20 protein-coding genes are annotated in these 24,045 nt (G+C 46.2%); 14 read left to right on the top strand and 6 right to left on the bottom strand.

All coding sequences use genetic code 11. The features are described from left to right. Positions 1–147: 147 nt before the first annotated feature. On the bottom strand, positions 148–1,335 hold the full coding sequence (locus tag DQX04_RS06325) for a DcaP family trimeric outer membrane transporter (RefSeq protein WP_111915062.1): 1,188 nt from the start codon (positions 1,333–1,335) through the stop codon (positions 148–150). A gap of 196 nt (positions 1,336–1,531) precedes the next feature. Here DQX04_RS06325 and acs point away from each other — a divergent pair, with 196 nt between their 5' ends. Continuing rightward, positions 1,532–3,487 carry an acetate--CoA ligase gene (acs, locus tag DQX04_RS06320; RefSeq protein WP_111915061.1) on the top strand — a complete coding sequence of 652 codons (1,956 nt, stop codon included), beginning with the start codon at positions 1,532–1,534 and terminating at the stop codon, positions 3,485–3,487. 9 nt (positions 3,488–3,496) lie between these two features. After that, on the top strand, positions 3,497–4,153 hold the full coding sequence (locus DQX04_RS06315; protein WP_111915060.1) for a response regulator transcription factor: 657 nt from the start codon (positions 3,497–3,499) through the stop codon (positions 4,151–4,153). A gap of 192 nt (positions 4,154–4,345) precedes the next feature. Here DQX04_RS06315 and DQX04_RS06310 read toward each other — a convergent pair whose 3' ends face one another. After that, positions 4,346–7,774 (bottom strand): PAS-domain containing protein, encoded by a 3,429-nt coding sequence (locus DQX04_RS06310; RefSeq protein ID WP_111915059.1) that lies wholly within the window; start codon positions 7,772–7,774, stop codon positions 4,346–4,348. 163 nt (positions 7,775–7,937) lie between these two features. Here DQX04_RS06310 and DQX04_RS06305 point away from each other — a divergent pair, with 163 nt between their 5' ends. From DQX04_RS06305 to DQX04_RS06280, 6 genes are all read left to right on the top strand, one after another. Next, positions 7,938–8,204 carry a DUF4212 domain-containing protein gene (locus DQX04_RS06305; protein ID WP_111915058.1) on the top strand — a complete coding sequence of 89 codons (267 nt, stop codon included), beginning with the start codon at positions 7,938–7,940 and terminating at the stop codon, positions 8,202–8,204. A gap of 5 nt (positions 8,205–8,209) precedes the next feature. Continuing rightward, positions 8,210–9,916: a sodium:solute symporter family protein gene (locus tag DQX04_RS06300; RefSeq protein WP_111915057.1), complete on the top strand. Its 1,707-nt coding sequence runs from the start codon at positions 8,210–8,212 to the stop codon at positions 9,914–9,916. Positions 9,917–10,054: 138 nt separating this feature from the next. Beyond that, positions 10,055–12,232, top strand: a complete 2,178-nt coding sequence (locus tag DQX04_RS06295) for a S9 family peptidase (RefSeq protein ID WP_243618919.1) — start codon at positions 10,055–10,057, stop codon at positions 12,230–12,232. A gap of 27 nt (positions 12,233–12,259) precedes the next feature. Further along, on the top strand, positions 12,260–14,425 hold the full coding sequence (locus tag DQX04_RS06290) for a prolyl oligopeptidase family protein (protein ID WP_111915056.1): 2,166 nt from the start codon (positions 12,260–12,262) through the stop codon (positions 14,423–14,425). A 5-nt stretch (positions 14,426–14,430) separates the two neighbouring features. After that, a complete protein-coding gene (locus tag DQX04_RS06285; RefSeq protein WP_111915055.1) occupies positions 14,431–16,257 on the top strand; it encodes a DUF294 nucleotidyltransferase-like domain-containing protein in 1,827 nt (608 codons plus the stop codon). Then, the gene (locus tag DQX04_RS06280; protein ID WP_111915054.1) at positions 16,257–16,874 is read left to right on the top strand and encodes a 3'-5' exonuclease; all 618 of its coding nucleotides are present in this window, start codon (positions 16,257–16,259) and stop codon (positions 16,872–16,874) included. The genes DQX04_RS06285 and DQX04_RS06280 overlap by 1 nt, the downstream gene beginning before the upstream one ends. A 3-nt stretch (positions 16,875–16,877) precedes the next feature. Here DQX04_RS06280 and DQX04_RS06275 read toward each other — a convergent pair whose 3' ends face one another. Beyond that, the gene (locus tag DQX04_RS06275; RefSeq protein ID WP_111915053.1) at positions 16,878–18,068 is read right to left on the bottom strand and encodes a flagellar assembly protein T N-terminal domain-containing protein; all 1,191 of its coding nucleotides are present in this window, start codon (positions 18,066–18,068) and stop codon (positions 16,878–16,880) included. Positions 18,069–18,138: 70 nt separating this feature from the next. Between DQX04_RS06275 and DQX04_RS06270 the strand changes: the two genes are divergently transcribed. Then, positions 18,139–18,636 (top strand): LPP20 family lipoprotein, encoded by a 498-nt coding sequence (locus tag DQX04_RS06270; protein WP_243618917.1) that lies wholly within the window; start codon positions 18,139–18,141, stop codon positions 18,634–18,636. 43 nt (positions 18,637–18,679) lie between these two features. Here DQX04_RS06270 and DQX04_RS06265 read toward each other — a convergent pair whose 3' ends face one another. From DQX04_RS06265 to flgA, 3 genes are all read right to left on the bottom strand, one after another. Continuing rightward, complete coding sequence (locus DQX04_RS06265) at positions 18,680–19,102, bottom strand: flagella synthesis protein FlgN (protein WP_111915052.1); 423 nt, start codon at positions 19,100–19,102, stop codon at positions 18,680–18,682. Positions 19,103–19,105: 3 nt separating this feature from the next. Next, entirely contained in the window at positions 19,106–19,444 is a 339-nt protein-coding gene (gene flgM, locus DQX04_RS06260; RefSeq protein WP_111915051.1) for a flagellar biosynthesis anti-sigma factor FlgM, read from the bottom strand. Between the two features lie 98 nt (positions 19,445–19,542). Beyond that, positions 19,543–20,259, bottom strand: a complete 717-nt coding sequence (gene flgA / locus DQX04_RS06255) for a flagellar basal body P-ring formation chaperone FlgA (protein ID WP_111915050.1) — start codon at positions 20,257–20,259, stop codon at positions 19,543–19,545. 254 nt (positions 20,260–20,513) lie between these two features. Here flgA and DQX04_RS06250 point away from each other — a divergent pair, with 254 nt between their 5' ends. From DQX04_RS06250 to DQX04_RS06230, 5 genes are all read left to right on the top strand, one after another. Beyond that, positions 20,514–21,467 carry a chemotaxis protein CheV gene (locus DQX04_RS06250; RefSeq protein ID WP_111915049.1) on the top strand — a complete coding sequence of 318 codons (954 nt, stop codon included), beginning with the start codon at positions 20,514–20,516 and terminating at the stop codon, positions 21,465–21,467. Positions 21,468–21,491: 24 nt separating this feature from the next. Continuing rightward, positions 21,492–22,325: a protein-glutamate O-methyltransferase CheR gene (locus tag DQX04_RS06245; RefSeq protein WP_111915048.1), complete on the top strand. Its 834-nt coding sequence runs from the start codon at positions 21,492–21,494 to the stop codon at positions 22,323–22,325. Between the two features lie 144 nt (positions 22,326–22,469). Beyond that, positions 22,470–22,865, top strand: a complete 396-nt coding sequence (gene flgB, locus DQX04_RS06240) for a flagellar basal body rod protein FlgB (RefSeq protein WP_111915047.1) — start codon at positions 22,470–22,472, stop codon at positions 22,863–22,865. A gap of 2 nt (positions 22,866–22,867) precedes the next feature. Then, positions 22,868–23,314, top strand: a complete 447-nt coding sequence (gene flgC / locus DQX04_RS06235; protein WP_111915046.1) for a flagellar basal body rod protein FlgC — start codon at positions 22,868–22,870, stop codon at positions 23,312–23,314. Positions 23,315–23,334: 20 nt separating this feature from the next. Beyond that, positions 23,335–24,021, top strand: a complete 687-nt coding sequence (locus DQX04_RS06230) for a flagellar hook assembly protein FlgD (RefSeq protein WP_111915045.1) — start codon at positions 23,335–23,337, stop codon at positions 24,019–24,021. Positions 24,022–24,045 lie beyond the last annotated feature (24 nt).

Genomic DNA, 24,045 nt, shown 5'->3' with positions numbered 1-24,045 from the left:
AAGAGCTTCCAGATAAAAATGAGGAGAATAGCAAGCTCAATAAAAATAATGGTAAATCTAGCCTAAAAGCCTATGGAGCGTAGCTTTGAGGAAATAAAAGATGGGGGCAGAGCACTTAGTGCTCTGACCCCATCTTTGGTTTTAAGTTTAGAAGCTGTATTGCGCGCTTAGTTGTAAGCGGTCTAGATTACCTTCGCCACCGTTGTAGGTTTCTCTGCTGGCGCGACTTAGTTCTGCACCAACACGTAAGCGTTCGTTGATGCTGTACATCACGTTAGCTGCAACACGCTGCATGCTCTCGCTTGCGGCTGCGCCAGTTGACGCTGTGTGGTCGTCTATATCAATGCGCGAAAACACTAAGTTAGTGCTTACTTGACTTGACCAAACATGACGATAGGCAAATGAATAGGCTGTTAAGTCGATGGCTTCGAGGTCGTTCTGCGCATTCAGCACCGCGCCATTTGTGGCGTTTAGACCCACGTAACGTCCTAGCCCAGAACCTGTAACTAAACCGATTCGCACATCATTTTGTCCGAACTTAATTTTGGTAGTTAGGTTTACACCAAATCCTGTTTCGCTGCTGTCTACGCCTGAAGCTGTGTCTTGGTATTCAATTTGTCGAGCAATTGCAGCGATGCCATAGTGAACTCTTTCACCAGAGTGACGATAACTTAGGGTTAAGTCGGGCATCGCGCTGTCGCCAGTGGTAATTCGGCTTGTTCCACCCAAATAAGGCGTTACTGTGCTTTCAGGTTGCTCAACAGAAAAAGCGAAACCATTACCCGCTGTGTAACGAATCTGAGGTTGTCTGTTAAACACGGTACCTGCAGTTACGCCGATGAAGTCGACCGACTCCGGTAAGATAGCGAGGTCTTGGAAGTTACTCCAAGTTTGACCCACGGTCCAATTCTGGTATTTGAAAAATGCATGGCGCAAACGAGGCGTGTATGAGTTCGAAATTCGTTTGTCGCCGTTAGGTGTAGCGATAAAGTCTATTTCCACATGCCCTTGAATGGTTGTACCGTCGTCAAATGTGTGTGCCGATTTAAGCCATAAACGGCTTTGGCGCGCGTGGAAGTCGGTGTACGTGTTACTGTCTGAAGGAGCTCCAGCTCCAAGCACCGGCGTTAAGCTGGGAATGTAAAAGTCGCGCCCGATGTTGTTCGCGCCTAATGATCCAGAGTCAGTAGTGGTGGTTAGTGCATCGAATTTAATATAACCACCAAAGTCGAATTCGGTGTCGGCAAATGCCGCGGGTGAAAGCGCGACTAATGAAGCCGCTGCAGAAGCATAGGTCAGTGTACGCAAATGTTTTGTTATCGTTGTTAATTGCATGATAGTCCCTCGTACGTTGTTCGCTAATCGCGGACAAAAATGGATACGTTACTGCTCACTTAATGTGCCTAAAAAATGAACTAGAAATAGAGAGGAAACAATCTAGACATTGGTCTAATGGGTTAGACCATAGTCGAATCCCAATGATCTAAGGTGTAAGGTATAAAATTGAGCACAGAAGTAGAGGAGAGATACGATGTCAGTGAAACCCATTCAACTTAGTGAAGACCAACAGTACGTAAACCACCTGAACCCTGAAAAGTATGCGTCGATGTACGAAGAGTCGATTAAAGACCCGGAAGCATTTTGGCGCGAGCACGGGCAGCGACTCGACTGGTTCTCTCCGTACACTCAAGTTAAAAGCACAAGCTTTGCTGAAGGCAATGTAGATATCAAATGGTTTGCCGACGGCACTTTAAACGCATGTTACAACTGCGTAGACCGTCACTTAGCTGAACGAGGCGACAAAAACGCTATCGTTTGGGAGGGCGACGAAGTCGACGTTCAGTCTTCACTCACTTACAAAGAGCTGCATGAAAAAGTGTGTCGCTTCGCTAATGCGCTGAAGTCGGCGGGTATTGAAAAGGGCGATCGTGTTGCCATTTATATGCCGATGGTGCCAGAAGCTGCCGTAGCTATGCTTGCATGTGCTCGTATTGGAGCTGTTCATTCCGTAATTTTCGCAGGCTTCTCTCCGCATGCGATTGCTGACCGTTTGAATGACTGTGGTGCTAAAGCCGTAATTACCTCTGACGAAAGCCGTCGCGGTGGTAAAACGTTCCCAGTAAAAGTGAACGTGGATAAAGCGCTAGAAGGTAATGCTTGTCCAACGGTAGAGCATGTTGTGGTGTTCCAAAATACAGGCAACAAAGTTGATTTCACCGCGCCGCGCGATTTGTGGTGGCATGAGATTGTAGGTAAAGAAAGTGCCGACTGCCCAGCAGAAGTAATGAGCGCTGAAGACCCACTCTTTATTTTGTATACCAGCGGCTCTACTGGTAAGCCGAAGGGCGTGTTGCATACCACTGGCGGATACATGGTATGGACTTCGATGACTCACCAATATGCTTTCGATTTACAAGAAGACGACGTGTATTGGTGTGCAGCAGACGTTGGCTGGGTTACAGGTCACTCTTATATTGTGTACGGCCCACTAGCGAACGGTGCTACAACGCTAATGTTTGAGGGTGTTCCTACATATCCTGACGTGTCTAGAATCGGCAAGGTGGTCGACAAGCATAACGTAACTATTCTCTATACCGCGCCAACTGCTATTCGAGCCTTAATGGCGAAAGGTAAAACTGCGGCGCAAGGCAGTACACGTAAAAGTTTAAGACTTATGGGGAGTGTAGGTGAGCCTATTAACCCAGAAGCGTGGGAGTGGTATTACGAAACGATCGGAAATAGCAAATGCCCAATTATAGACACTTGGTGGCAAACAGAAACCGGTGGCATCATGATTGCGCCTATCCCTGGCTCTGTGAAAGAACTGAAACCAGGTTCAGCAATGAAGCCTTTCTTCGGTATTCGTCCGGCTCTAGTGGATGCTGAAGGTAATGTTCTTGAGGCGAGTAATGATGTTGTAGAGGGTAACTTAGTTATTCTAGACAGCTGGCCTGGACAAGCTAGAACGCTTTGGGGTGATCATGAGCGTTTCGAACAGACTTACTTCAGTACCTATAAAAACACCTATTTTACCGGTGATGGCTCGCGTAACGATGCCGGTGAAGACTACTGGATAACTGGCCGGGTAGATGACGTGCTTAACGTTTCAGGACATCGTTTGGGAACTGCTGAAATTGAAAGTGCTTTGGTTGCTCACGACTCAGTAGCAGAAGCTGCGGTGGTGGGTTACCCGCATGACTTGAAAGGGCAGGGCATATACGTTTACGTGACTCTGGTAGACGGTGTAGAGAGTAGCGACGAGCTTAAGAAAGAACTCGTGCAATGGGTACGTACCGACTTAAGCCCAATTGCTACGCCAGACTTCATGCAGTGGGCTCCAGGCTTGCCTAAAACACGTTCAGGTAAAATTATGCGTCGTATTTTGCGCAAAATAGCGTGTAACGAGTTTGATTCTCTGGGCGATACATCTACTTTGGCTGATCCGTCTGTGGTAGATTCATTGATAGAGAATCGATTAAACCGGTAAGTACCTAACGTGACACAACAAACTAAGCTACTGATAGCTGATGACCATCCTTTGTTTCGCGAGGCTCTGCAAGGAGCGCTCGCGAAACATTTTGATGATTTAGTTATTGAAGAAGCTGACACACTGGACGCTATTCTTTTTAAGTTAGAACGCTCCGACGAATATGACCTTATTCTGCTGGATTTACATATGCCAGGAGCGGGTGATTTATACGGTTTAATTCGTATTCGAAACGACTACCCTTCACTGCCTGTAGCTATTATTTCAGGTACTGAAGATGCGCATGTCATCGGTCGTTGTTTAGGTTTCGGTGCCCTAGGCTATATTCCCAAGTCGTTACCTTCCCAAGAAATTGCTCAAGCTATTTCAAAAATACTCGAAGGCGAAGAGTGGGTGCCTGCTGCGATTTCAGAGCAACTTGAAGAAGTGTCGAGTGAAGACCGTGAACTCGCCGAAAAAATGGCGACTCTTACACCCCAGCAATACAAGGTGCTGTTCCATGTTCATGAGGGCTTGCTTAACAAGCAAATAGCCTACGAACTGGGAATTACTGAGGCCACCGTAAAAGCACACATGACCGCAATATTCCGTAAGCTCGACGTTTACAGCCGAACGCAAGCCGTGTTACTTGCTGAGAGGCTACAGCTCGACCCTCCCGAAGAATAAACCTCATCAAATAAGAATAATTCTCAACAACTATTGCAAATAAGAATAATTAGCATTAAGGTATGAGTAAGCCTCGATGTTCAGCAAGATATTTTTTGCTTGCCACGCTATGGAAACTTGCTTGGCATCGAGGCTATATCTACGGGTCGGCAGGCAACAAGGATGTTGCTTGCATTTCCAAAGGCCCTCGCTTTATCGCTCTAGTATTTTCAAAAACGATTTCAGCTGTGCTGGTTTCACCGGTTTGTTGAGGTAAGCGAGCTTTTGACTTTGTGCTCGTTGCTTAACTTCCGGCTCACGTACTGCGGTAACCAGTGCCCCTGGCACAGAGGTTTGCCATATTTCTCGAAGTGTCTGGGCAAGCTCTATACCGTCGATTTCGTCGTCACCTAATTGATAGTCGAGTAACATTCCGTCTACTGGGGCGTTCGACTTTGCCCACTCAATGGCTTGCTGAGGTTGCTGAAAACGAATGCACTTCAGTCCCCATTTTTGCAGTAGCGCTTCCAGCGCATCTAGGTTGCTTTGAGCGTCGTCCACGCAAAGAATATGCATAGAAGATTTCAAGGCATCTGAACGCGTAAACGCGGGTCGCTTTATGCTTAATTGATTTGCGTCCCCTAGTGGAACGGTCACGCTAAAGCAGCTTCCTTTACCCAGTGTAGAGCGAAGCTTTATCGGATAGTCGAGTTGGTCGGCCATGCGTTTGACGACACTTAATCCTAAGCCAACGCCGCTCACTGAACCTTTATGTAAACGCACGAAAGACTCGAAAATTTGTGTGAACTGACCTTCTGGAATTCCAGGTCCCGTGTCCCAAACTTGAATTTCAACTGCATGTTGGCGTTTGCGTACGGTGAGTAAAACCTGACCCTGTTCACAGTATTTCATACCATTAGAAAGCAGGTTCTGAACGATACGGCGCAGATACGTTGGGTCTGTATGTACGACTGCGTCGTAAGTTTTAACCCTGAACGCCACTTGCGATGTTTGCGCTAACACATTGTATTCTTCAATGAGAGGCTCAAGGATGTCTTTCAGAGCAACATGCTTTTTCTGCGGCAGCATCGCCCCTTGTTCCATTTTCGCGATGGCTAACAGCGAGCTCAGCAAGTTCTCTGTAGAGTCGAGTGCATTTTCTACTTTGGAAAGGAGCGGCCTAGATTCAACAGTTACCGCCGCCTCGTCAATTGCTGAAAGGTACAGGCGGGCGGCGTTTAGCGGCTGAAGAATGTCGTGGCTAGCCAACGCCAAGAACTTGGTCTTACTCGCATTGGCCTGTTCCGCTTCGGCTTTTGCTAGTTGTAGCTCTTGTTCGATCAACCTACGGCGTTCAATTTCTTCCGTGAGCTCGCGGTTGATTTCACGAACTTCACTGGAGCGTGACTTCACTCTAGCTTCAAGGTCGATATTGGCATCTTCTAGCGCTTGTTGGGTTTCAATATGCTCCGTTACGTCGGTAAAACTGGTTACGAATCCGCCGCTGGGTAGCGGGTTACCCACCATTTCTATGACGCGCCCGTCTGAACGTCTGCGAATGAAACGATGTGGTGAGCCTTCTTGCATATAGCGTAAGCGCTTATCTACAAGCTGTTCTACTTCACCCACACCGCATTCTCCTCGCTCCGCATTGTAGCGAATGAGATCTGCAATAGGCCTACCTGGTTGTACCATGCCTTCAGGGTAGTCAAATAACTCCAGGTAGCGCTTGTTCCATACCACCAAACGCAATTCTTGGTCGACCACTGAAATACCTTGCGCAAGGTTTTCCAATGAGCTGAACATAATCGACTGTTGCGTTTTTAAAGCTTGAGTGGTGTCGTCGAAGAAGTTCACCACCTCTTCTAAGTTGAGTTGGCGGTTTGCCAATGCGGCCGTAACTAATGAGCGCGCACTTGCCGCACCAATCACACCAGCGATTGCGCGTTCCACATAGTCAATAAAAGGGCGAGTGACTAGATCTTGCGGAGAAAGTTGCTCTTGTGACTGGTATTGGGAAAGCAATTGTTTTGCTCTGGGCGCACCTAACAATGTTTCCAATAAAACAATGAGGTCACTCACATGTGCTTTAGGCGCTTTTTCTTCGCTGACTTGATGCTTCTGTGTTCGAGGATGAACAAAAGCAGTAGCTTGTATTTTGTCGAGTAGGGAAGGGGTCGCTAAATAACTAAATACAACATACGCCAAAGCATTTGCGCTCAATGAATATAGCGTTCCGAAGGTGATTATGGTTTCGTGCTCGTGGCTACCGGTTTGCATTAGTGGCACAAGAATATGGAACACCCATACGCCAAGACCTGTAAGCAGCCCCAAGTATACCCCTTGAGCATGTCCGCGCGACCAGTACAGCCCTCCAATAAGTGCGGGTATTAACTGCAGTACAAGTGAGAACGCGAGTAAGCCGATACTGACTAAGTTAAAATTAGCCATCCATAGGTGGTAACAGAGCCATCCGAGAATAAGAATAACTACAATCGCAATACGGCGGATGGTGGTAACGCCTGAATAAAAGCGCCCCGTGGTTTTCATGCGCTGACCCGAACGCCCTAACCAAATGGGTAAAATAACGTCGTTACTGAACATCGTGCTTAACGTTAGCGTGGCAATAATGACCATGGCTGTGGCAGCTGAAATACCACCGATATATACAATAGTTGCTAGCCAAATAGCATTTTCTTGTAGGGGTACTTCTAACGCATACACTTCGCCGCCTACTGAATTGCCAACTAGCGGTTGTCCAAACCAAGCAATAGCACTAATGGCAGCCGCCGTCAGTGCTAAATAAAGTGGGAAAAGCCAGCGTGCGGTATCCAAGTGAGAGGTTTTTACGTTATCGACAACGCTGACATGAAATTGGCGCGGTAAACATAAAATAGCCCCAGCAGCCATGAGTAACTGCAATAAAAATTCTGGAGTAAGCCAGGTTGCGAAAGACCAATTGGTAGTGCGTGTTATTGATAACAGTTCTGTAGTGGGCTGCGTTTTAAAAATCCACCAAGTAAATACACCAGCTGCACATAGGCCGAGAAGTTTTACCAATGACTCAAAAGCAATGGCGAGCATCATACCGCTGCGATATTGCGTGAGGTCGATTCTGCGGGTACCAAAAGCTATGGCAAACATGGCCATAAGTATGGCTATTGTAAGTTCTTTAAAAGAGTCTGTTTTGCTTTCAACCGGTGTTGTTGCCAAGAAGTCAAAGGTGCTGCCCACAGCTTTCAATTGTAAAGCGATATACGGAATAATAGCTGCCGCACTAATCAGCGTAATAACTAGTGCCATTCGGTGGCTTTTGCCGTACCGGGAAGCAATAAAGTCGGCTATGGAGGTGACATTGTGGCGCTTAGAAATGGTCACCATTTTACGAATAATAGGTAGCCCGAAAATATAGAGTAGTGTTGGGCCTAGTAGGATCGGTAAGAAACTCCAGCCACCGTTTACAGCATTACCTACCGCACCGTAATAAGTCCAAGACGTACAATAAATAGCGAGAGACAGGGCATATACCCACGGATGCAAACTTAGCTTGTAACCGAAAGACTTCTTGTTTTCACCCCAAATGGCGATAGCAAAGAGCACCGCAATATAAATAAGGGCGCTACCAATAAGAATTGTAAGCATATTCTGTGTTTCTTATTCCCTGTTTGAGTGCTTCTGACCATACCACATTAATTAGGCGTTCTACCTATTCGACCAAAGTCCAATTTTTTAATGGGCAAAACCCGACAATACTGTCACGGTCAAAAAAACAACAAATGTGAACAACACCTCACAGGAGGACATTATGGCATTTGAATCAGCAGACCATGCCAAAGCTTACTGGAAGGAAAACCTTTCACTTATGCTCAAGCTTTTGAGTGTTTGGTTTTTAGTTTCTTTCGGATTTGGAATCATCTTGGTTGACGTACTTAACCACATTACTTTCTTCGGCTTTAAGTTGGGCTTTTGGTTCGCTCAGCAAGGTGCGATTTATACGTTTATCGTTCTGATTTTCGTTTATATCTCGCAGATGAATAAGCTCGATCGCAAATTCAAAGTGGATGAGGAATAATCACGATGGATATTAAAACTCTAACATTCATAGTCGTGGGATTGTCATTCGCCCTTTATATCGGTATCGCGATTTGGGCTCGTGCCGGCTCAACGACAGACTTCTATGTTGCAGGCGGCGGCGTTCCTCCTGTTGCAAACGGAATGGCAACTGCAGCTGACTGGATGTCTGCAGCTTCCTTTATTTCAATGGCAGGCCTTATTTCAATCCTAGGTTACGACGGAAGTGTATACCTGATGGGTTGGACTGGCGGTTACGTACTACTGGCGCTTTGTTTGGCTCCGTATTTGCGTAAGTTCGGTAAGTTTACCGTGCCAGACTTCATCGGCGACCGCTATTATTCACAAACTGCTCGTACCGTTGCGGTTATTTGTGCAATTCTTGTGTCGTTTACTTACATTGCAGGCCAAATGCGCGGTGTAGGCGTAGTGTTTAGCCGCTTCTTGGAAGTAGACATTACCGCCGGTGTATTGATTGGTATGGCTCTTGTGTATTTCTACACTTTGCTCGGTGGTATGAAAGGTATTACTTATACCCAAGTAGCGCAGTATTGCGTACTCGCATTTGCATACACAGTTCCAGCCGTATTTATTACCCTTCAAATGACAGGCCATGTGTTACCGCAAACAGGTTTTGGCGCGACACTAGCCGATGGTTCAGGAGCATACTTGCTTGAGCGTTTAGACGGGTTGTCTCAACAGTTGGGCTTTGCAGCCTACACTGAGGGCACGAAGTCGAAAATAGACGTGTTTGCAATTACGATGGCTCTGATGGTGGGTACTGCGGGCTTACCACACGTAATTATTCGCTTTTTCACTGTACCGAAAGTTCGTGATGCACGTCGTTCTGGTGGCTGGGCTTTGGTATTTATTGCTGTAGTTTATACCACTGCACCTGCAATCGGCTCGATCACTAAAGTAAATATCTTGAATACGCTTAACGGTGAAGCTCAGCAGGGTGTGGAATATGAAAATGCACCAAGTTGGGTGAATAACTGGGAGCAAACAGGTCTTATCGAGTGGAACGACGAGAACGGTGATGGTCGTATGTTCTATTCGAATGATGAGCGTAATGAGATGCGTGTAGACGCTGACATTATTGTTCTAGCAAGTCCTGAAATTGCGAAGTTACCGAACTGGGTGGTTGCATTGGTAGCTGCCGGTGGTGTGGCTGCAGCGTTATCAACGTCGGCAGGCTTGTTGCTCGTTATTTCGAGCTCGGTGTCTCACGACTTGATGAAGCGAACGTTAATGCCAGACATAACCGACAAGCAGGAGCTTATCTATGCTCGTGTGGCAGCCTTGGTGGCGGTAGTTATAGGAGCGTGGTTTGGTATTAATCCGCCCGGCTTCGTCGCCCAAGTGGTCGCCTTCGCCTTCGGGTTAGCCGCGTCCTCGTTCTTCCCTGCGATTATTATGGGTATATTCCATAAACGCATGAACAGCACAGGCGCAATTGCAGGTATGGTAGTAGGTATCGTGTTTACTCTTGCGTATATCGGTTACTTCCGCTTCATCAACCCTGCGGCTGATTCACCAGAAAACTGGTTGTTCGGTATTAGCCCTGAAGGTATTGGTACAGTGGGCATGATCCTTAACTTTATCGTAGCGAATGTGGTGCTGAAATTTACTGACGACGCACCAGACGAAATTCAAGAAATGGTTGAGTCTATTCGTTATCCGAAAGGTTCAGGTGCTGCTACTGGCCACTAATAGCACTCGATAAATATGTGTAATGAGAAGCCGTTGTTCGCTCGAACAGCGGCTTTTTTGTAACCTTTCGTTGCTGGCGCTTGCCTTGAATCCTAGTTGTTATAGTCTAGGTGAACTAACTAGGAGATGGACCATAAAATGAATACAATAAACGGATTCGTATCGCGCGCAACTTGGCTGGGTGCAATGACATTTGTCGTTGCGCTTTCTGGTTGCTCACAAAAGAGCTCGGAGTCTATGCAAACTGAAGTTACACCGCCTGATGTTGAACAAAGGCCTTATACAGTAGAGTCGCCGCAAGGTAATCGCGTTGACCCATATTATTGGTTACGTGACGACAGCCGTGAAGACCCTGAGATTATTGCTTACTTAGAGGCGGAAAATGAGTATTACGACAGCTATCGTGCTCATTACTCTGAGCTAACAGAGCGTGTTACTGAAGAAGTTATCGGAAGAATTAAGCAAGACGATGAGTCTGTTCCTTATCCGTTGGGCGACTACAGTTATTCAACACGTTATGAAGAAGGGCAGGAATACCCTATTTATATGCGTAAACATTTGGAAACTGGGCAAGAGCAAACCCTACTGAATGTGAACGAGTTGGCGCAAGGATTTGAATACTTCTCTGTGAGTAACTGGGAAGTGAGCCCTGACCAACAATGGCTTGCCTACATGGTCGACACCAGTGGTAGACGCCAATATGAATTGCGCGTGCGTCATATTGCTTCGGGTGAAGAGCACAATGACGGTCTAACTGGCTTGTCGGCAGCTATTGCTTGGGCAAAAGACAATAAAACATTGTTCGTGATTGAAAACGACCCGCAAACCTTACTGAGTACCCGTGTATTAAAACATGAAGTGGGCACACCTGCTGACTCGGCAGAGTTGCTGTATGAAGAAACTGACAACACCTTTTATATGTGGGTATATAACACCACTGATCATGACTATGTCGTTATCGATCTAGAGAGCACGGTGTCTAGCGAAGTGCATGTACTCGACGCAGACACGCCGGACGGTGAATTACAGGTTATTGCTCCGCGTGAGCGCGATGTGCTTTATACCGTAGACCACCTTGAAGGTGACTTTATTATCACCACCGACTGGGACGCGCCGAATTTCAGAATTATGAAAGTTGACGCCGACGAGATAGGTAGCCGTGACAATTGGGAAATTGTTGTTCCTCATCGCGAAGATGTGATGATTCAAAGTATTGAAGTGTTCTCTGATTATTTAGCGATTAATGAACGCAGTGAAGGTTTGCGTCGTATTCGTGTGGCGCCATGGGAAGACTTGGAACAAAGCGTGTTTATTGAAACCGACGAAGAAGCTTATGTCATGTCGTTTTCTACGAACTACCAACAGAACACGAAAGAACTTCGCTTCAATTATTCGTCGTTAACTACGCCAACTATTACCTATGCGCTTGATATGGAAACAGGTGAGCAAGTTGAGTTGAAGCAAACAGAAGTTGTAGGTGACTTTGACTCAGACAACTACGTTACCGAGCGAGTATGGGCGACAGCCGATGACGGAACTCAAATTCCTGTAACGTTATTGCACCATAAGAACTTTGAGCAAGACGGAACCGCGCCTCTTTATCAATATGCCTATGGCTCTTACGGTTCTTCTTCTGACCCATACTTTCGCTCAAGTGTGTTGAGTTTGGTTGACCGCGGGTTCGTATACGCCATAGCCCATATTCGTGGCGGTCAAGAGATGGGACGTCAATGGTATGAAGACGGCAAGATGCTCAATAAAATAAACACATTCACCGACTTCATTGATGTGACTGAGTTTTTGGTTGCAGAAAGATACGCTGATCCGCAAAAAGTGGTTGCTATGGGAGGAAGTGCTGGTGGTTTATTAATGGGTGCCGTTGCAAACATGGCACCTGAACTTTATACCGGAATTGTTGCGCATGTACCGTTCGTAGATGTAGTAACCACGATGCTCGATGAGAGTATTCCGTTAACTACAAATGAGTTTGATGAGTGGGGGAACCCGAAACATCAGCCTTACTACGACTATATGCTATCGTATTCACCATATGATCAGGTGAGCGCGCAAGATTACCCTGCGTTTTTGGTGACTACAGGGTTGCATGACTCTCAAGTTCAATACTTCGAGCCTGCCAAATGGGTAGCAAGGTTGCGTGATCTGAAAACAGACGATAATCCATTAGTGTTTAGTATCAATATGGATGCGGGACATGGTGGTTCGTCTGGTCGCTTCTCTCGTTTAGAGGAAGTTGCGCAAGAATATGCGTTTGTGATTGACCTTGTGGGTGCTTCGCAAACGCCAATTTTCGAATAACAACAGTAGACAAAGCCAGAGGGCACAATGAAACATTTATTATTAAGTGCAGTAGCTGTTGGGTTGGTGAGTGCTTGCTCACCTGCTTCCGACGAGCAACAAGGAAATTCAGAAGTAACTATGAATGAATATGCGCCAATCACTTATCCTGAAACGCGCCAAGGTGACACTATAGACACCTATTTTGGCCGTGATGTTGCAGACCCATATCGTTGGTTGGAGGACGACCGAAGCGCTGAAACTGAAGCTTGGGTTGTTGCGCAAAACGACGTGACTTTCGCGCATTTAGAAGCGATTCCTTATCGTGAAGATATTGAGTCACGTTTAACGCAAATGTGGAACTACGAAAAAGTGAGTGCACCTTTTAAAGAGGGAGATTACACCTACTTTTATCGTAACGACGGTCTGCAAAACCAATATGTTGTGTATCGTCAAAAAGACGGTGAAGAGCCTGAGGTCTTTCTAGACCCGAATACCTTTAGTGAAGATGGGACAACGTCTTTAGCACAGCTAACATTTTCTGAAGACGGCTCTATTGCCGCGTACTCAATTTCAGAAGGTGGTAGTGACTGGCGTAAGATTATTGTGATTGACGCTGAAACGGGTGAGCAATTAGAGCCCGCTATTGTTGATGTTAAGTTTAGCGGTATCTCATGGGTTGGGAACGAAGGGTTTTACTACTCAAGTTACGACAAGCCAGAAGGTAGTGAGCTTTCTGCGAAAACAGATCAACATAAACTTTATTACCATGAGTTAGGCACTGCACAATCTGAGGATGCGTTGGTGTTTGGTGGTACAGAAGCCGACAAACACCGCTACGTGCAAGCTTCTGTAAGTGAAGACAATCGCTTTTTGTTTATCTATGGTGCGAACTCAACGTCTGGGAACAAGATGTTCATTCGTGACTTAGAGAACCCAGAAGCGGGATTAACAACAGTGCTTGATCACGATCAGTCAGACACGTACGTGCTAGACACTCGTGGCTCTACTTTGTACTTATTAACTAACCTAGACGCGCCAAATCAGCGTGTAGTTACTGTTGATGCAAGCAATCCAACTCCAGAGCATTGGCAAGACTTTATTCCGGAAACGGAGAATGTGTTGAGCCCGAGCACCGGTAGCGGTTATATCTTTGCGGAGTACATGGTTGACGCCATTTCTCAAATCGAGCAATACAACTACGAGGGTGAGCATATTCGTACCGTTGAGTTGCCGGGCGTGGGCAGTGTAGGTGGCTTTAGTGGCAAGCGTGAAGATGAAACATTGTATTTCACCTTCACTAATTACAGCACGCCATCTAGCATTTATGCGTATCAGCCAGACTCGGGTGAGTCTGAAGTGTATCGCGAGCCAGCAATAGACTTCGATTCAAGCCAATTCGAGTCGAAGCAAGTGTTCTATACCTCGAAAGACGGTACTCAGGTTCCGATGATTATTACGTATAAGAAAGGTTTAGAGCTCGACGGTACTAACCCAACTATTTTGTACGGCTATGGTGGCTTCAATATTAGCTTAACTCCGTCTTTTAGCGTGGCAAATGCGGCTTGGTTAGAAATGGGCGGTGTTTATGCGGTTGCCAATCTGCGTGGCGGCGGTGAATACGGCAAAGCTTGGCATGATGCAGGCACGCAAATGCAAAAGCAGAATGTATTTGATGACTTTATCGCGGCAGCAGAGTACTTGATCGCGGAAGATTATACGTCTTCTGATCGTTTAGCCGTTCGCGGTGGTTCGAATGGCGGCTTGCTAGTAGGTGCGGTAATGACGCAGCGCCCCGAGTTGTTTGCGGTAGCTCTTCCTGCGGTGGGTGTACTTGATATGCTTCGCTATCATACCTTTACAGCGGGTGCTGGCTGGGCTTATGACTATGGCACGTCGGAAGATAGTGAAGAAATGTTTGATTACTTGCTAGGTTATTCGCCAGTGCATAATGTTGAGGAAAATGTGAGTTATCCTGCAACTTTAATCACTACAGGCGACCACGACGACCGCGTAGTTCCGGCGCACTCATTTAAGTTTGCAGCGGAACTTCAAGCAAAGGCAAGCGACGACACGCCTCAGTTAATTCGTATTGAAACGAATGCTGGACATGGTGCGGGTACGCCGGTGTCTAAAACTATCGAACAATATGCAGATATCTATAGCTTCACGCTGTTCCATATGGGTGTAGGAAGCTTAGAAGAGTTGCATTAAACCATATGGCTAGCGACCGAGATACACTCGCTCAAACTCCGCCTTTCGATAATTTGTCTGAGGCGGATTTCGACTATGCATTTAACCATATGCAGGCGATGTATCTCAGTCGCGAAAGCCGAGAAGACATTGTACGTTCCGGTAAGTCGTTACTTTATTTAGTGCGAAGCGGAACATACGACCTCGTAACACCGCAAGGCCAAGCGTTAGCTAGATTAGAAGTTGACGATCTGTTTGGCTTCCCATCTTTACTTACTGGCCGTAAGGCTGCCAATCGCATTGAGGTGATTCAAGACGGAATTGTGTGGACATGGGAAGCAGACGTTTTTCATGAACTGCGCAAACGTAGCACTGCTTTTGAGCAGTATTTTGTGGATGCTCACGGCAAGCGTTTACTTAGTGAAGCTCACGCGAAAGAAACTGTCGATTGGACCATAAAACCTATTTCAGAGGTTTTGCGTCGCTCGGCCGTACAAACTTCACCAACAACCTCTATTCAAGAGTCGGCTCAAATTATGGCTGAAGAGGGCGTTTCTAGCTTGTTGTTGGTTGAAGATGGTCAGTTAAGAGGAATTCTTACCGATCGTGACATTCGAACGCGTGTTGTCGCGAAAGGCATTAAGTTAGCGGTGAGCACACGTGCGGTGATGACTCAGTCGCCAGCCACCGTGTATGAGCACCAAAGCTTATTCGATGCTTTAACGGTAATGGGAGAACACAATGTTCACCACTTACCGGTACTGAGTAAAAAAGACGAAGTACTAGGTGTGGTAACAGTCACCGACCTCATGCAACAGCAGCGCAGTGAACCAGTGCTGCTGCTCAATGCTTTATCCAAGGCAACTACTCGAGAAGCGCTAATTTCCGAGGCGCTGAAGATACCCGAGTACTTGCATAGTTTTGGGAGTCGAATTAAAGACAACGCTTCATTGGGTAAGTTGTTGGCGTCGTTAACCGATGCGCTCACCCGTCGCTTTATTCAGTTATTTGAGCAACAACATGGTAGTGCTCCATGCGCTTACACTTGGTTAGCGTTCGGCTCGCAGGCTCGTTTTGATCAAACCTTTGGCTCAGACCAAGACAATGGTCTTCTGTTAGCCGATGAAGTTACCGAAGAGCAGCGTAATTGGTTTGCCAAGTTAGCAGAAGACGTTTGCCAAGGACTAGCCGCAGCGGGTATTCCCTTGTGCCCAGGCAATGTGATGGCCATGAACCCCAAATGGCGCATGACGACTCTCGAGTGGCAAGACACGTTTAAGCAATGGGTGCGCTCGCCAACTCCCGACGCTATTTTGAACTCTATGATTTTCTTTGATAGCCGAGCCATTGCTGGAAGTGAAAGGCTTTATAAAAAGCACAGAAAGGAAGTGGCTAAAATTGGCAAAAGTGACGTGTTCTTGGCAAATATAGCTAGACATATCGCTACACTCCCAGTGCCGCTTGGGTTGTTCAACCGTTTTCGAACGAAGCATGACGAAACGGGGGAATACCTTAATGTTAAAACTCACGGTATAGCTATAGTGAACGATATTGTTCGTCTGTATAGCATTGCCGAAGAGATTACAGACGCCGCTATTCCGGACCGCTTTGAGCAATTGAAAGGAAGTAAGTGGCTTACGGACAGAGATAATCAGAACTTACTCGAAGCGTGGCAGTTTTTGGTGCACTTACGTATTCATTCTCAGCTTTATAAGTCGAATGCGAGTCAGCCGAGCAATTCTATAGCGCCCGAAAAGTTAAGTACCTTGCAAAGACGTCAGCTAAAAGCAGCATTTCGTGTGGTTAAAGACGCTCAGCAAGCTATGGGCTTCAAGTTTGGTCGTCAATTGTAATGGCGGCATGGAAGCAATGGTTCGCATCAGGTGGCGACTGGCGCAGTAAGCCCTGGTTTGCGGTTGATTGTGAAAGCAATGGCACTGATCTCAAAAAAGCCGAAATATTGAGCGTAGGTTGGGTGCCTATTCAACCGCCGTTTGTAGCTTTGGGAAAAGGGCAATATCAGGTTATTCAGCAGCAACTGAACTTGAACCAAAGTGCTGTGGTTCATCAGCTTACTCACGCCGATATTCAAGATGGTGAACCGCTTCAAGATGTACTCTCACAGTTAAGAGAAGCAACACAAGGGGCCTATTTAGTTGCACATCACGCTGCTTTCGACAAAACCTTATTAATGAACGCTATGCGGGCGCAGGGTATGGTTTGGCAACCTGCGGGGTGGTATGACACTTTGCGCGCAGAAAGAAAAATTCTAAACCGCCAAAATGCAGTATTGTCGGGAAAGTCTCTGCAGCTCGATACGTGTTGCCAGCGTTACGGCTTACCTAATTATCACCAACATCATGCTTTAGCCGACGCTATTGCTTGCGCGGAATTGTTTCTGGCGCAGCAGTATAAGCAGTCAGGTAGTTCAGAGCTGGCGTTAAACCAGGTACTCGCTCGCGGTCAGTAAGGCTTATTCAAAAACAACCATGTCTCTAACTTGTACACCCAAGGTGTGGCTAGATTCGCTAGCTTGTAACGTACTTGAGCTACCATTTACCTGCGATACGGTGAAGCTGTTCGGGTTAACTACCCATTGCTCTCTGTAATGGCCTTGCGCGTCGAAGAATCCACCGCGATGTAATATACGGGCACTCAGTCCCTCTGAAATAGCGTGTTGAGTACCTAAGTTAATGAATACACTATCGCTTTGAGTTCTGACCACACGACCTCTTAATGGCTCGCACTGTAACTTTTCGTCAAAACCGTAAACTACGTCACGCATTTTGGATTCGAGCTGTTCGCCAAATGCACTTTGCCAGAACGACTCGCTATTCACATTAACCTGTTCGTTGTACTCAAATTGCCATGGCGCAGTGCCACTTACGCTAGCGGTCGTGATCAAGTTACCGCTTGCTGCTTCAATAAGATAAATACTGAGTTCATAGTGACGTTCATAGTTGGGGTGGCGCCAAAACGTTAAGTTTGCACCACTCACGGGCTCTGCACTTAAGTCGTGAAATATACCGGCAATTACATATTGGCTGTCGTGTTCATAACCCACGTGCCTTGCCCAGTCTTCAAGTTCGGTGCTGTCGGGTGCGCGCATACGCTGCACTAAACCTTGCGGGGTACTTAGGAAGTGCTGAATATTTAGCTTTTGGCTATGGCGACCCAGTAGTCGACTGAAGCGAAAAGCACTCGCAGATGGGATATCGTCAATTGCACCGTGGCGAAGCTGGCTGTCGTCCATAACTTCAAAATGAGTGAGTACAGCTGTGGGCTGAAATTGAGCACTGCCGCAACTCGCGTTTTGAGGTTGCACTAGCGTTCGAAGTGTAACTTCATGGCGTTCTCCGTTGGTACGCTCACGCACAAGTTCAACGTGTTCTATACTGCCGCGACTTCGCCATTGAATACTTTGGCCAGTAATAACACCGTCTACCACTTCTTCTACGCTTTCAATTTGCCCACCGGCAAGGTCTAAGCTTTGGCGTAGGGCGTTTTCGATAGCTTTTTCACGAGCACCTTCTAAGTCACCATTAATAATTGGTGCCCACCCTTGAGTTTCGTACCATTGTGCCGAAAAACTAGGTGTAGACGTAAATGTGATGAATGCTGTAAGAAGACTCAGCTGAATAATTAAAAGCCATTTTTGCCGCATTTTTGACACTCGCTCTACGATATCTAAATTCTGCTAAAGCCATGCAGATTTTGTGCCGATAAGAGTACACATGAATTTCAGACGGGAGTTAGCTATGAAATTAGGGCGTAAAAAAACACTACAAACCCTAGTAGGCGGTGTCGCCTTATCTTTAATGGTAGGGTGTTCAAGCATGACCCGTCATGTCGAATACACGACAGAAACACCAGATGACTTTCCTGTAGTGACGGCAACAGGTTATGCGCCAGTTGCTAATCAACAGTCTGACAATGAACAAGAACGCATTTTGCTTGCCATTCGAGCTTCACGCTTAGAAGCATATCGTGAGTTAGCAGAGCAAATTCAAGGCGTTTATTTAGACGGACAAACACAGGTAAGTGACATGCTTATCGAAAGTGACTCGTTTCGCACGCAAGTAAGCGGCTTAATTCGTGGTGCAGAAGTTGTTCGCAGTTACCCTGTCGGTGAGTACTATGCAACAGAGTTAAGAATCGATTTCGAGCGTGTACATAACCTTTATATCAGTACTTCTCGCCCTCAGCGCGTTAGAAACGTTATCTATTACTAATGTAAGAACACCCAGAATAAGAACCTACAAAAGGCATTGAGCGTTAAGCTTTAATGCCTTTTCCACTTAACCCACTTCGGGTATTTCCTTTCTGGTCATAGGTTGTGGCGTTGTCTCCATGAACAGTTTGTAGTTGCTGTTTTAGGTTTTGAATTCGGCCTAGCGTAAGCCGAACTAACTGACCGTTCGCCTCGTTCTGAGCTTGCACTTGTGTAAGCAATTCAGCGATTTTTTCTCGTAATGTAATGAGGTCTGGGCTTTCTTCCAGGTGCGCGCGTTCGGGATGCTCCGCTAGAGTTTTATCGGTTGTTTCTAGTGCGGAGAGAAGTTCGGTTTTTTCAGTGGTGATACGCTCTAACGCGGGGGCATCGCGTTGTTCGAGCGCTTTCACTTCTGATTCTTGCAGCTGGTGGATCGCTTGAAGGCGTTCCAGTTGAGATTGAAGTAAGTCGATTAGGGCTGTCATATATTAACGACGACCGCGAGATCCTTCAGATACTTCTTCACCAAACATGTCACTTTCAAAGAAGGCAATCTTTGTCGCCAAACGTTCCACGTCGATTGAGTAAGAACCGTCTGTAATTGCTTTCTTGATGCGATCAATTTTCTCTTGGTCAACACCTGAGTTGCTCGCCGCTTTACGCTGTAGCTGAGTTAACTGCTGTGCGTTTTGCGTAAGAGACACTGCGTCTTGACGCGGAGCGTTAGTCGCATTGGGTGTCGTTTGCTGTGCTGCGCGAGACTGTTGCTCGGCACGCGCATTGTTCAGCGCTTGATTTACATTTGAATTTAACTTGTCTATAGCCATTGTTTTGCCCCTACAATAGATCCTCTACAGCCAGTTTATCGGCGCGAGAACTGAATACTTTAACAAAAAATAAAACTTTTTTGTGCAAGTTTTATAACCTATTGATTTATTGTGACTTGTCCTGTTCCTGATACACGCCCTTGAATACGTCTTTCGCTTCGGGTGTTAATCACCGAAATGGTTTCACCCAATACCGCGTCTTGTTGTGCTCTACCTGTCGCTTCGATTCTTAAGTTACCGATAGCTGAAATAATGGTGACTTGCTCGCCTCTACATACAAAACACATATCGCGAGCTTGCAAGGCTTCAGACGCTTGTACACGGCGTTTTAACCTGGCGCCAATGATGGTGCTCAAATCTGTGTACGTAGAACCTCTTAATTGCTGGGTGTCTACTTCTCGCATCTCAAAGTCGTTTGCACTTATAACATGACCATTACTTAACGTACGGGTGGCAACTAAGACTTGCTGTAAGCGTGCTATTCTTACCGGCACATACATACGCCAGTTGTTTATGTTATCGGCACAAGCGACTTGAACTGTAGCTTGTCGATCTAAATTTTGGTTATTCGCCAATTCTACTGTTAGAGGCTGTTCGCAGTGGCGCTCTGGAGCGCGAGGGTCGAGGCGATGTGCTGCAACTTCAATGCGCCCATTGTTCTCGTTTAACTGACCTCGAATATATTGTTCTGCCGCCTCAGTAATGTCTTGCGCAGACACCAGGTTATGCGCGTCGTTTACTGTTGTATCTTGTGCTCGAACATGAACCGAGTAGTGTATTGAAACAATGAAAACCAAAAAGATTAGCTTTTTCATGATCTCGATCCTCTATAATGCTGTTTTATTAATCAAACTTTGAACTACACTAAGTAAAATACTTTGAAATGCAGACTGAGATGGCTGATAAAGCACCAATCTAAGAAACTTACTGTCAAGTTTTCGTCATTTAAGACGATGAATAAGGTACTTTTTGCTGCAAATTAAACATTTACTTATTTCTGCTAAGAATTAATGCAAAGGCTGTGCCGATAAAATTTTGGCGCGGTGAATTGCAAAAAATGGAGAACACCATGGCTGGCATCCTTGATTCTGTAAACCAAAGAACTCAATTAGTGGGGCAAAACCGACTGGAGCTTTTGCTATTTAGACTTCATGGTCGTCAGCGCTTTGGTATAAACGTGTTTAAAGTAAGAGAAGTGCTGCAGTGCCCTAAGCTCACCGCAATGCCCCATAGCAATAAGTTTATTCGCGGTGTTGCGCATATTCGCGGACAAGCCATCTCGGTTATCGATTTAAGCTTGGCAACCTCGGGTAAGCGCATTGAAGACATCCAGAACCGTTTTATTGTAATCGCCGAATACAACCGGTCGGTCCAAGGCTTTTTGGTTGAAGGTGTAGAGCGAATAGTGAACATTAAGTGGGAAGATGTTATGCCACCACCGAAAGGCGCTGGTAAAACAAGCTACTTAACTGCGGTTACAGAAATAGATAATGAGTTGGTAGAAATAATTGACGTCGAGAAAATCCTTGAGGAGATTTCACCTGCCAACACCGAAATTAGCGAAGAGCTTCGCTCAGCGCCAACCGGAGATCGCGACTGGAGCAAGGTTATCTTGCTTATCGCGGACGACTCAGCAGTTGCCCGAAATCAGATAAAACGGGCGCTAGAGCCGTTAGGAATTCCGATGGAAACCATGAAAAACGGGAAAGAGGCACTTACCTGGCTGCGCAGCAAAGCAGATGAAATTGGGGGTGACATTAGCCAAGTTGTACCATTAATGGTTTCAGATATTGAAATGCCGGAGATGGACGGGTATACCTTAACAGCAGAAGTAAAAGCTGACCCTGATCTTAAAAATATGCATATTATCTTGCATACTTCCTTGAGTGGCGTGTTTAATCAGGCGATGATAAAGAAAGTTGGGGCGGATGACTTCATTGCGAAATTTCACCCTGATGAACTCGCAGGTGCCGTTAAGCGTTGGCTAGGCCCTGAAGTGGAAGCAGCTGCGGTCTCTGAATAATCAAAATAGGTTGGTTTGCAGTACGTGTCGAATCGCGAATTAGGAAATACCGAATACGACCAATTTCGAGAATTCTTGGAACATCAGTGCGGTATCGTGCTTGGTGAGAACAAGCTCTACTTGGTTAAAAGTCGACTAGCTCCGTTAATGAATCAATTTAATATTGACTCACTTTCTGAGCTCGTTAAAAAGTCGATGCAATTCAGTGAGCGCGCTCTGCGTTCGGCTGTACTCGACGCGATGACTACGAACGAAACGCTCTGGTTCAGAGATGTTTACCCGTTTGAGCTTCTCAAGAATCGAATATTTCCAGATTTTAAAGACTTAAAGCGACCTTTAAGAATATGGTCTGCTGCATCGTCGTCTGGTCAAGAAGCGTATTCCATTGGCATGAGCTTTCTTGAATACAAGAGTAAAAACCCAGGGCATTTAACCCAAGGGCTAGATATCGTGGGTACAGACATTTCCAATAAGGTGTTGGAGCAGTCGAAGAAAGCCGAGTACGACGGGTTAGCGCTCGCAAGGGGGTTAACGCCTGAACGACAAAAGCGTTTCTTTGAGCCTGCCGACGACAAAAAAATGCGTGTGAAAGCAGAAGTCACCAAAATGGTGTCTTTTAGGCATTTGAATCTACTCGACAGTTACACGTTGTTAGGAAAATTCGATATCGTGTTTTGTCGTAATGTACTTATTTACTTCTCACCTGAGAATAAAAAGAAAATTCTTACGCAAATTCGTTCTTCTTTGCAGCCTCACGGCTATTTGATGCTTGGGGCATCTGAATCTATATCTGGTCTTAATGAGGACTTTGAAATGATTCGTTGCAACCCCGGTATTTTGTATCGCCGCAAAACCTAACCGTTGTACTCTGCTAACCGGTAATAAGCGGCAAGGTTTGCCGCTTTGCGGCGAAGACATCTCTCCCTTCTAAAATACATTTTACGTGCATAACTTGGCATAAATATTGCTCTTATCTCCTGTAGCTACATAGGAGACAAATTTATGTCGATCAATATGAATAACGCGCTAGGTATACATCCTGACGCTCTTTTAGTAAGAGAGCGGCGAGCGGAAGTATTGGCTAGTAATATCGCTAACGCAGACACTCCAGGCTATAAAGCTCGAGATATTGACTTTCGAACTGCCCTGGCAAACGCGCAACAGCGGCAAGACTTCTCCTTGAATCAAACCCACGAAAGACACTTCACTGTGACACTAAGAAGCCCTGAAGGTGAGAAATTTCGTGTTCCAAATCAACCAGATACGGGTGATGGTAACACCGTCGATGTACAGGTGGAACGAAACTTGTATCTACGAAATGCATTAGAGTACCAAGCGAGTCTTGAATTCCTAAACAGTCGAGTATCTGGGGTCAAGAAAGCGCTAGGAGGACAATAACGATGAGTATTTATAACGTATTAGACATAGCGGGCACTGCAATGAGTGCACAAAGCGTTCGTTTAAATACCACGGCGAGTAACTTGGCGAATGCAAACTCGGTAAGTAGCTCAGCAGGTGAAACTTATCGCGCACGTCATCCTGTATTCGCGCCTCAGTTGCAACAAGCTTTAAACGGCCAACCTGGTCAGGGAAGCATGGCAAATTCTGGCGGCATGGGTGTTCAGGTACTGGGAATTGTTGAAAGTCAGAAACCACTGGTTATGGAATATTCACCAAACCACCCGATGGCTGACAACAACGGATATATATATAAGCCTAATGTGAATGTGATGGAAGAAATGGCGAACATGATGTCTGCTTCGCGTTCTTACCAAACCAATGTGCAGCTAGCGGATACCGCAAAGCAGTTATTAAGCCGCACACTTCGCATGGGTCAGAGAGCATAGTCTAAAGCGGAGTAAAACCGATGAATAATGTATCGAACGCTGCAGTAGAGTCGCTGTACTGGAGAGAGCAGGATACCGCACAAGCGGCTAATCCGAATGACCAAAAGCTTTCCCAGGAAGACTTTTTTAAGCTATTGACGTCGCAAATGGCGCAACAAGATCCTACGAAGCCCGTAGAGAACGATCAAATGATCGCGCAAATGACGAACTTCACAATGGCTGAAGGTATTACTCAGCTTACAGATGAATTCAGAGGTTTTGCCGAGAGCATGACGTCGAATCAAGCACTACAGGCTTCAGGCTTAGTAGGCCAGAAAGTCTTGATTCCTTCCGATGTAGCTTACTTTGACGGTGAAAAACCGGTAGAGGGCATTGTTTCTTTGCCACAAACCGGCCAAGACGTAACCGTTCGCATTAAAAATGAAGTAGGCGAAGTAGTACACACGGTCAATATGGGACAAATGCCACAGGGTCAGCACACGTTTGAATGGGACGGTACTTTACCTGACGGCTCGAAAGCGCCAAATGGCGATTATGTCATTGAAGCTTCTGGACGCATGGGTGAACAAGCGGAAGCACTTCCAGCGCTTTCTTATGCGTTTGTTGAAAGTGTCAGCATGGGTGGCGCCCAAGGCGTTGTCCTGAATTTAGAATCGATTGGTCGCGTTGATTTAAGAGACGTGATTCAAATTACGAGCGGCGGCTAAAGCTTCCGCGAGAGAGAAGAGGTG

This window comes from Aliidiomarina sp. B3213 (genome assembly GCF_003290085.1).
Classification (GTDB): Bacteria; Pseudomonadota; Gammaproteobacteria; order Enterobacterales; family Alteromonadaceae; genus Aliidiomarina.
Note: the sequence above shows the minus strand (reverse complement) of the source record. Positions and strands in the feature narration are given on the sequence as shown.

Excerpts from the sequence above, each read along its gene's own strand:
- DQX04_RS06325 (WP_111915062.1), bottom strand. The coding sequence starts at position 1,335 with ATGCAATTAACAACGATAACAAAACATTTGCGTACACTGACCTATGCT.
- acs (WP_111915061.1), top strand. The coding sequence starts at position 1,532 with ATGTCAGTGAAACCCATTCAACTTAGTGAAGACCAACAGTACGTAAAC.
- DQX04_RS06310 (WP_111915059.1), bottom strand. The coding sequence starts at position 7,774 with ATGCTTACAATTCTTATTGGTAGCGCCCTTATTTATATTGCGGTGCTC.
- DQX04_RS06305 (WP_111915058.1), top strand. The coding sequence starts at position 7,938 with ATGGCATTTGAATCAGCAGACCATGCCAAAGCTTACTGGAAGGAAAAC.
- DQX04_RS06300 (WP_111915057.1), top strand. The coding sequence starts at position 8,210 with ATGGATATTAAAACTCTAACATTCATAGTCGTGGGATTGTCATTCGCC.
- DQX04_RS06295 (WP_243618919.1), top strand. The coding sequence starts at position 10,055 with ATGAATACAATAAACGGATTCGTATCGCGCGCAACTTGGCTGGGTGCA.
- DQX04_RS06290 (WP_111915056.1), top strand. The coding sequence starts at position 12,260 with ATGAAACATTTATTATTAAGTGCAGTAGCTGTTGGGTTGGTGAGTGCT.
- DQX04_RS06285 (WP_111915055.1), top strand. The coding sequence starts at position 14,431 with ATGGCTAGCGACCGAGATACACTCGCTCAAACTCCGCCTTTCGATAAT.
- DQX04_RS06280 (WP_111915054.1), top strand. The coding sequence starts at position 16,257 with ATGGCGGCATGGAAGCAATGGTTCGCATCAGGTGGCGACTGGCGCAGT.
- DQX04_RS06275 (WP_111915053.1), bottom strand. The coding sequence starts at position 18,068 with ATGCGGCAAAAATGGCTTTTAATTATTCAGCTGAGTCTTCTTACAGCA.
- DQX04_RS06270 (WP_243618917.1), top strand. The coding sequence starts at position 18,139 with ATGAATTTCAGACGGGAGTTAGCTATGAAATTAGGGCGTAAAAAAACA.
- DQX04_RS06265 (WP_111915052.1), bottom strand. The coding sequence starts at position 19,102 with ATGACAGCCCTAATCGACTTACTTCAATCTCAACTGGAACGCCTTCAA.
- flgM (WP_111915051.1), bottom strand. The coding sequence starts at position 19,444 with ATGGCTATAGACAAGTTAAATTCAAATGTAAATCAAGCGCTGAACAAT.
- flgA (WP_111915050.1), bottom strand. The coding sequence starts at position 20,259 with ATGAAAAAGCTAATCTTTTTGGTTTTCATTGTTTCAATACACTACTCG.
- DQX04_RS06250 (WP_111915049.1), top strand. The coding sequence starts at position 20,514 with ATGGCTGGCATCCTTGATTCTGTAAACCAAAGAACTCAATTAGTGGGG.
- flgB (WP_111915047.1), top strand. The coding sequence starts at position 22,470 with ATGTCGATCAATATGAATAACGCGCTAGGTATACATCCTGACGCTCTT.
- flgC (WP_111915046.1), top strand. The coding sequence starts at position 22,868 with ATGAGTATTTATAACGTATTAGACATAGCGGGCACTGCAATGAGTGCA.
- DQX04_RS06230 (WP_111915045.1), top strand. The coding sequence starts at position 23,335 with ATGAATAATGTATCGAACGCTGCAGTAGAGTCGCTGTACTGGAGAGAG.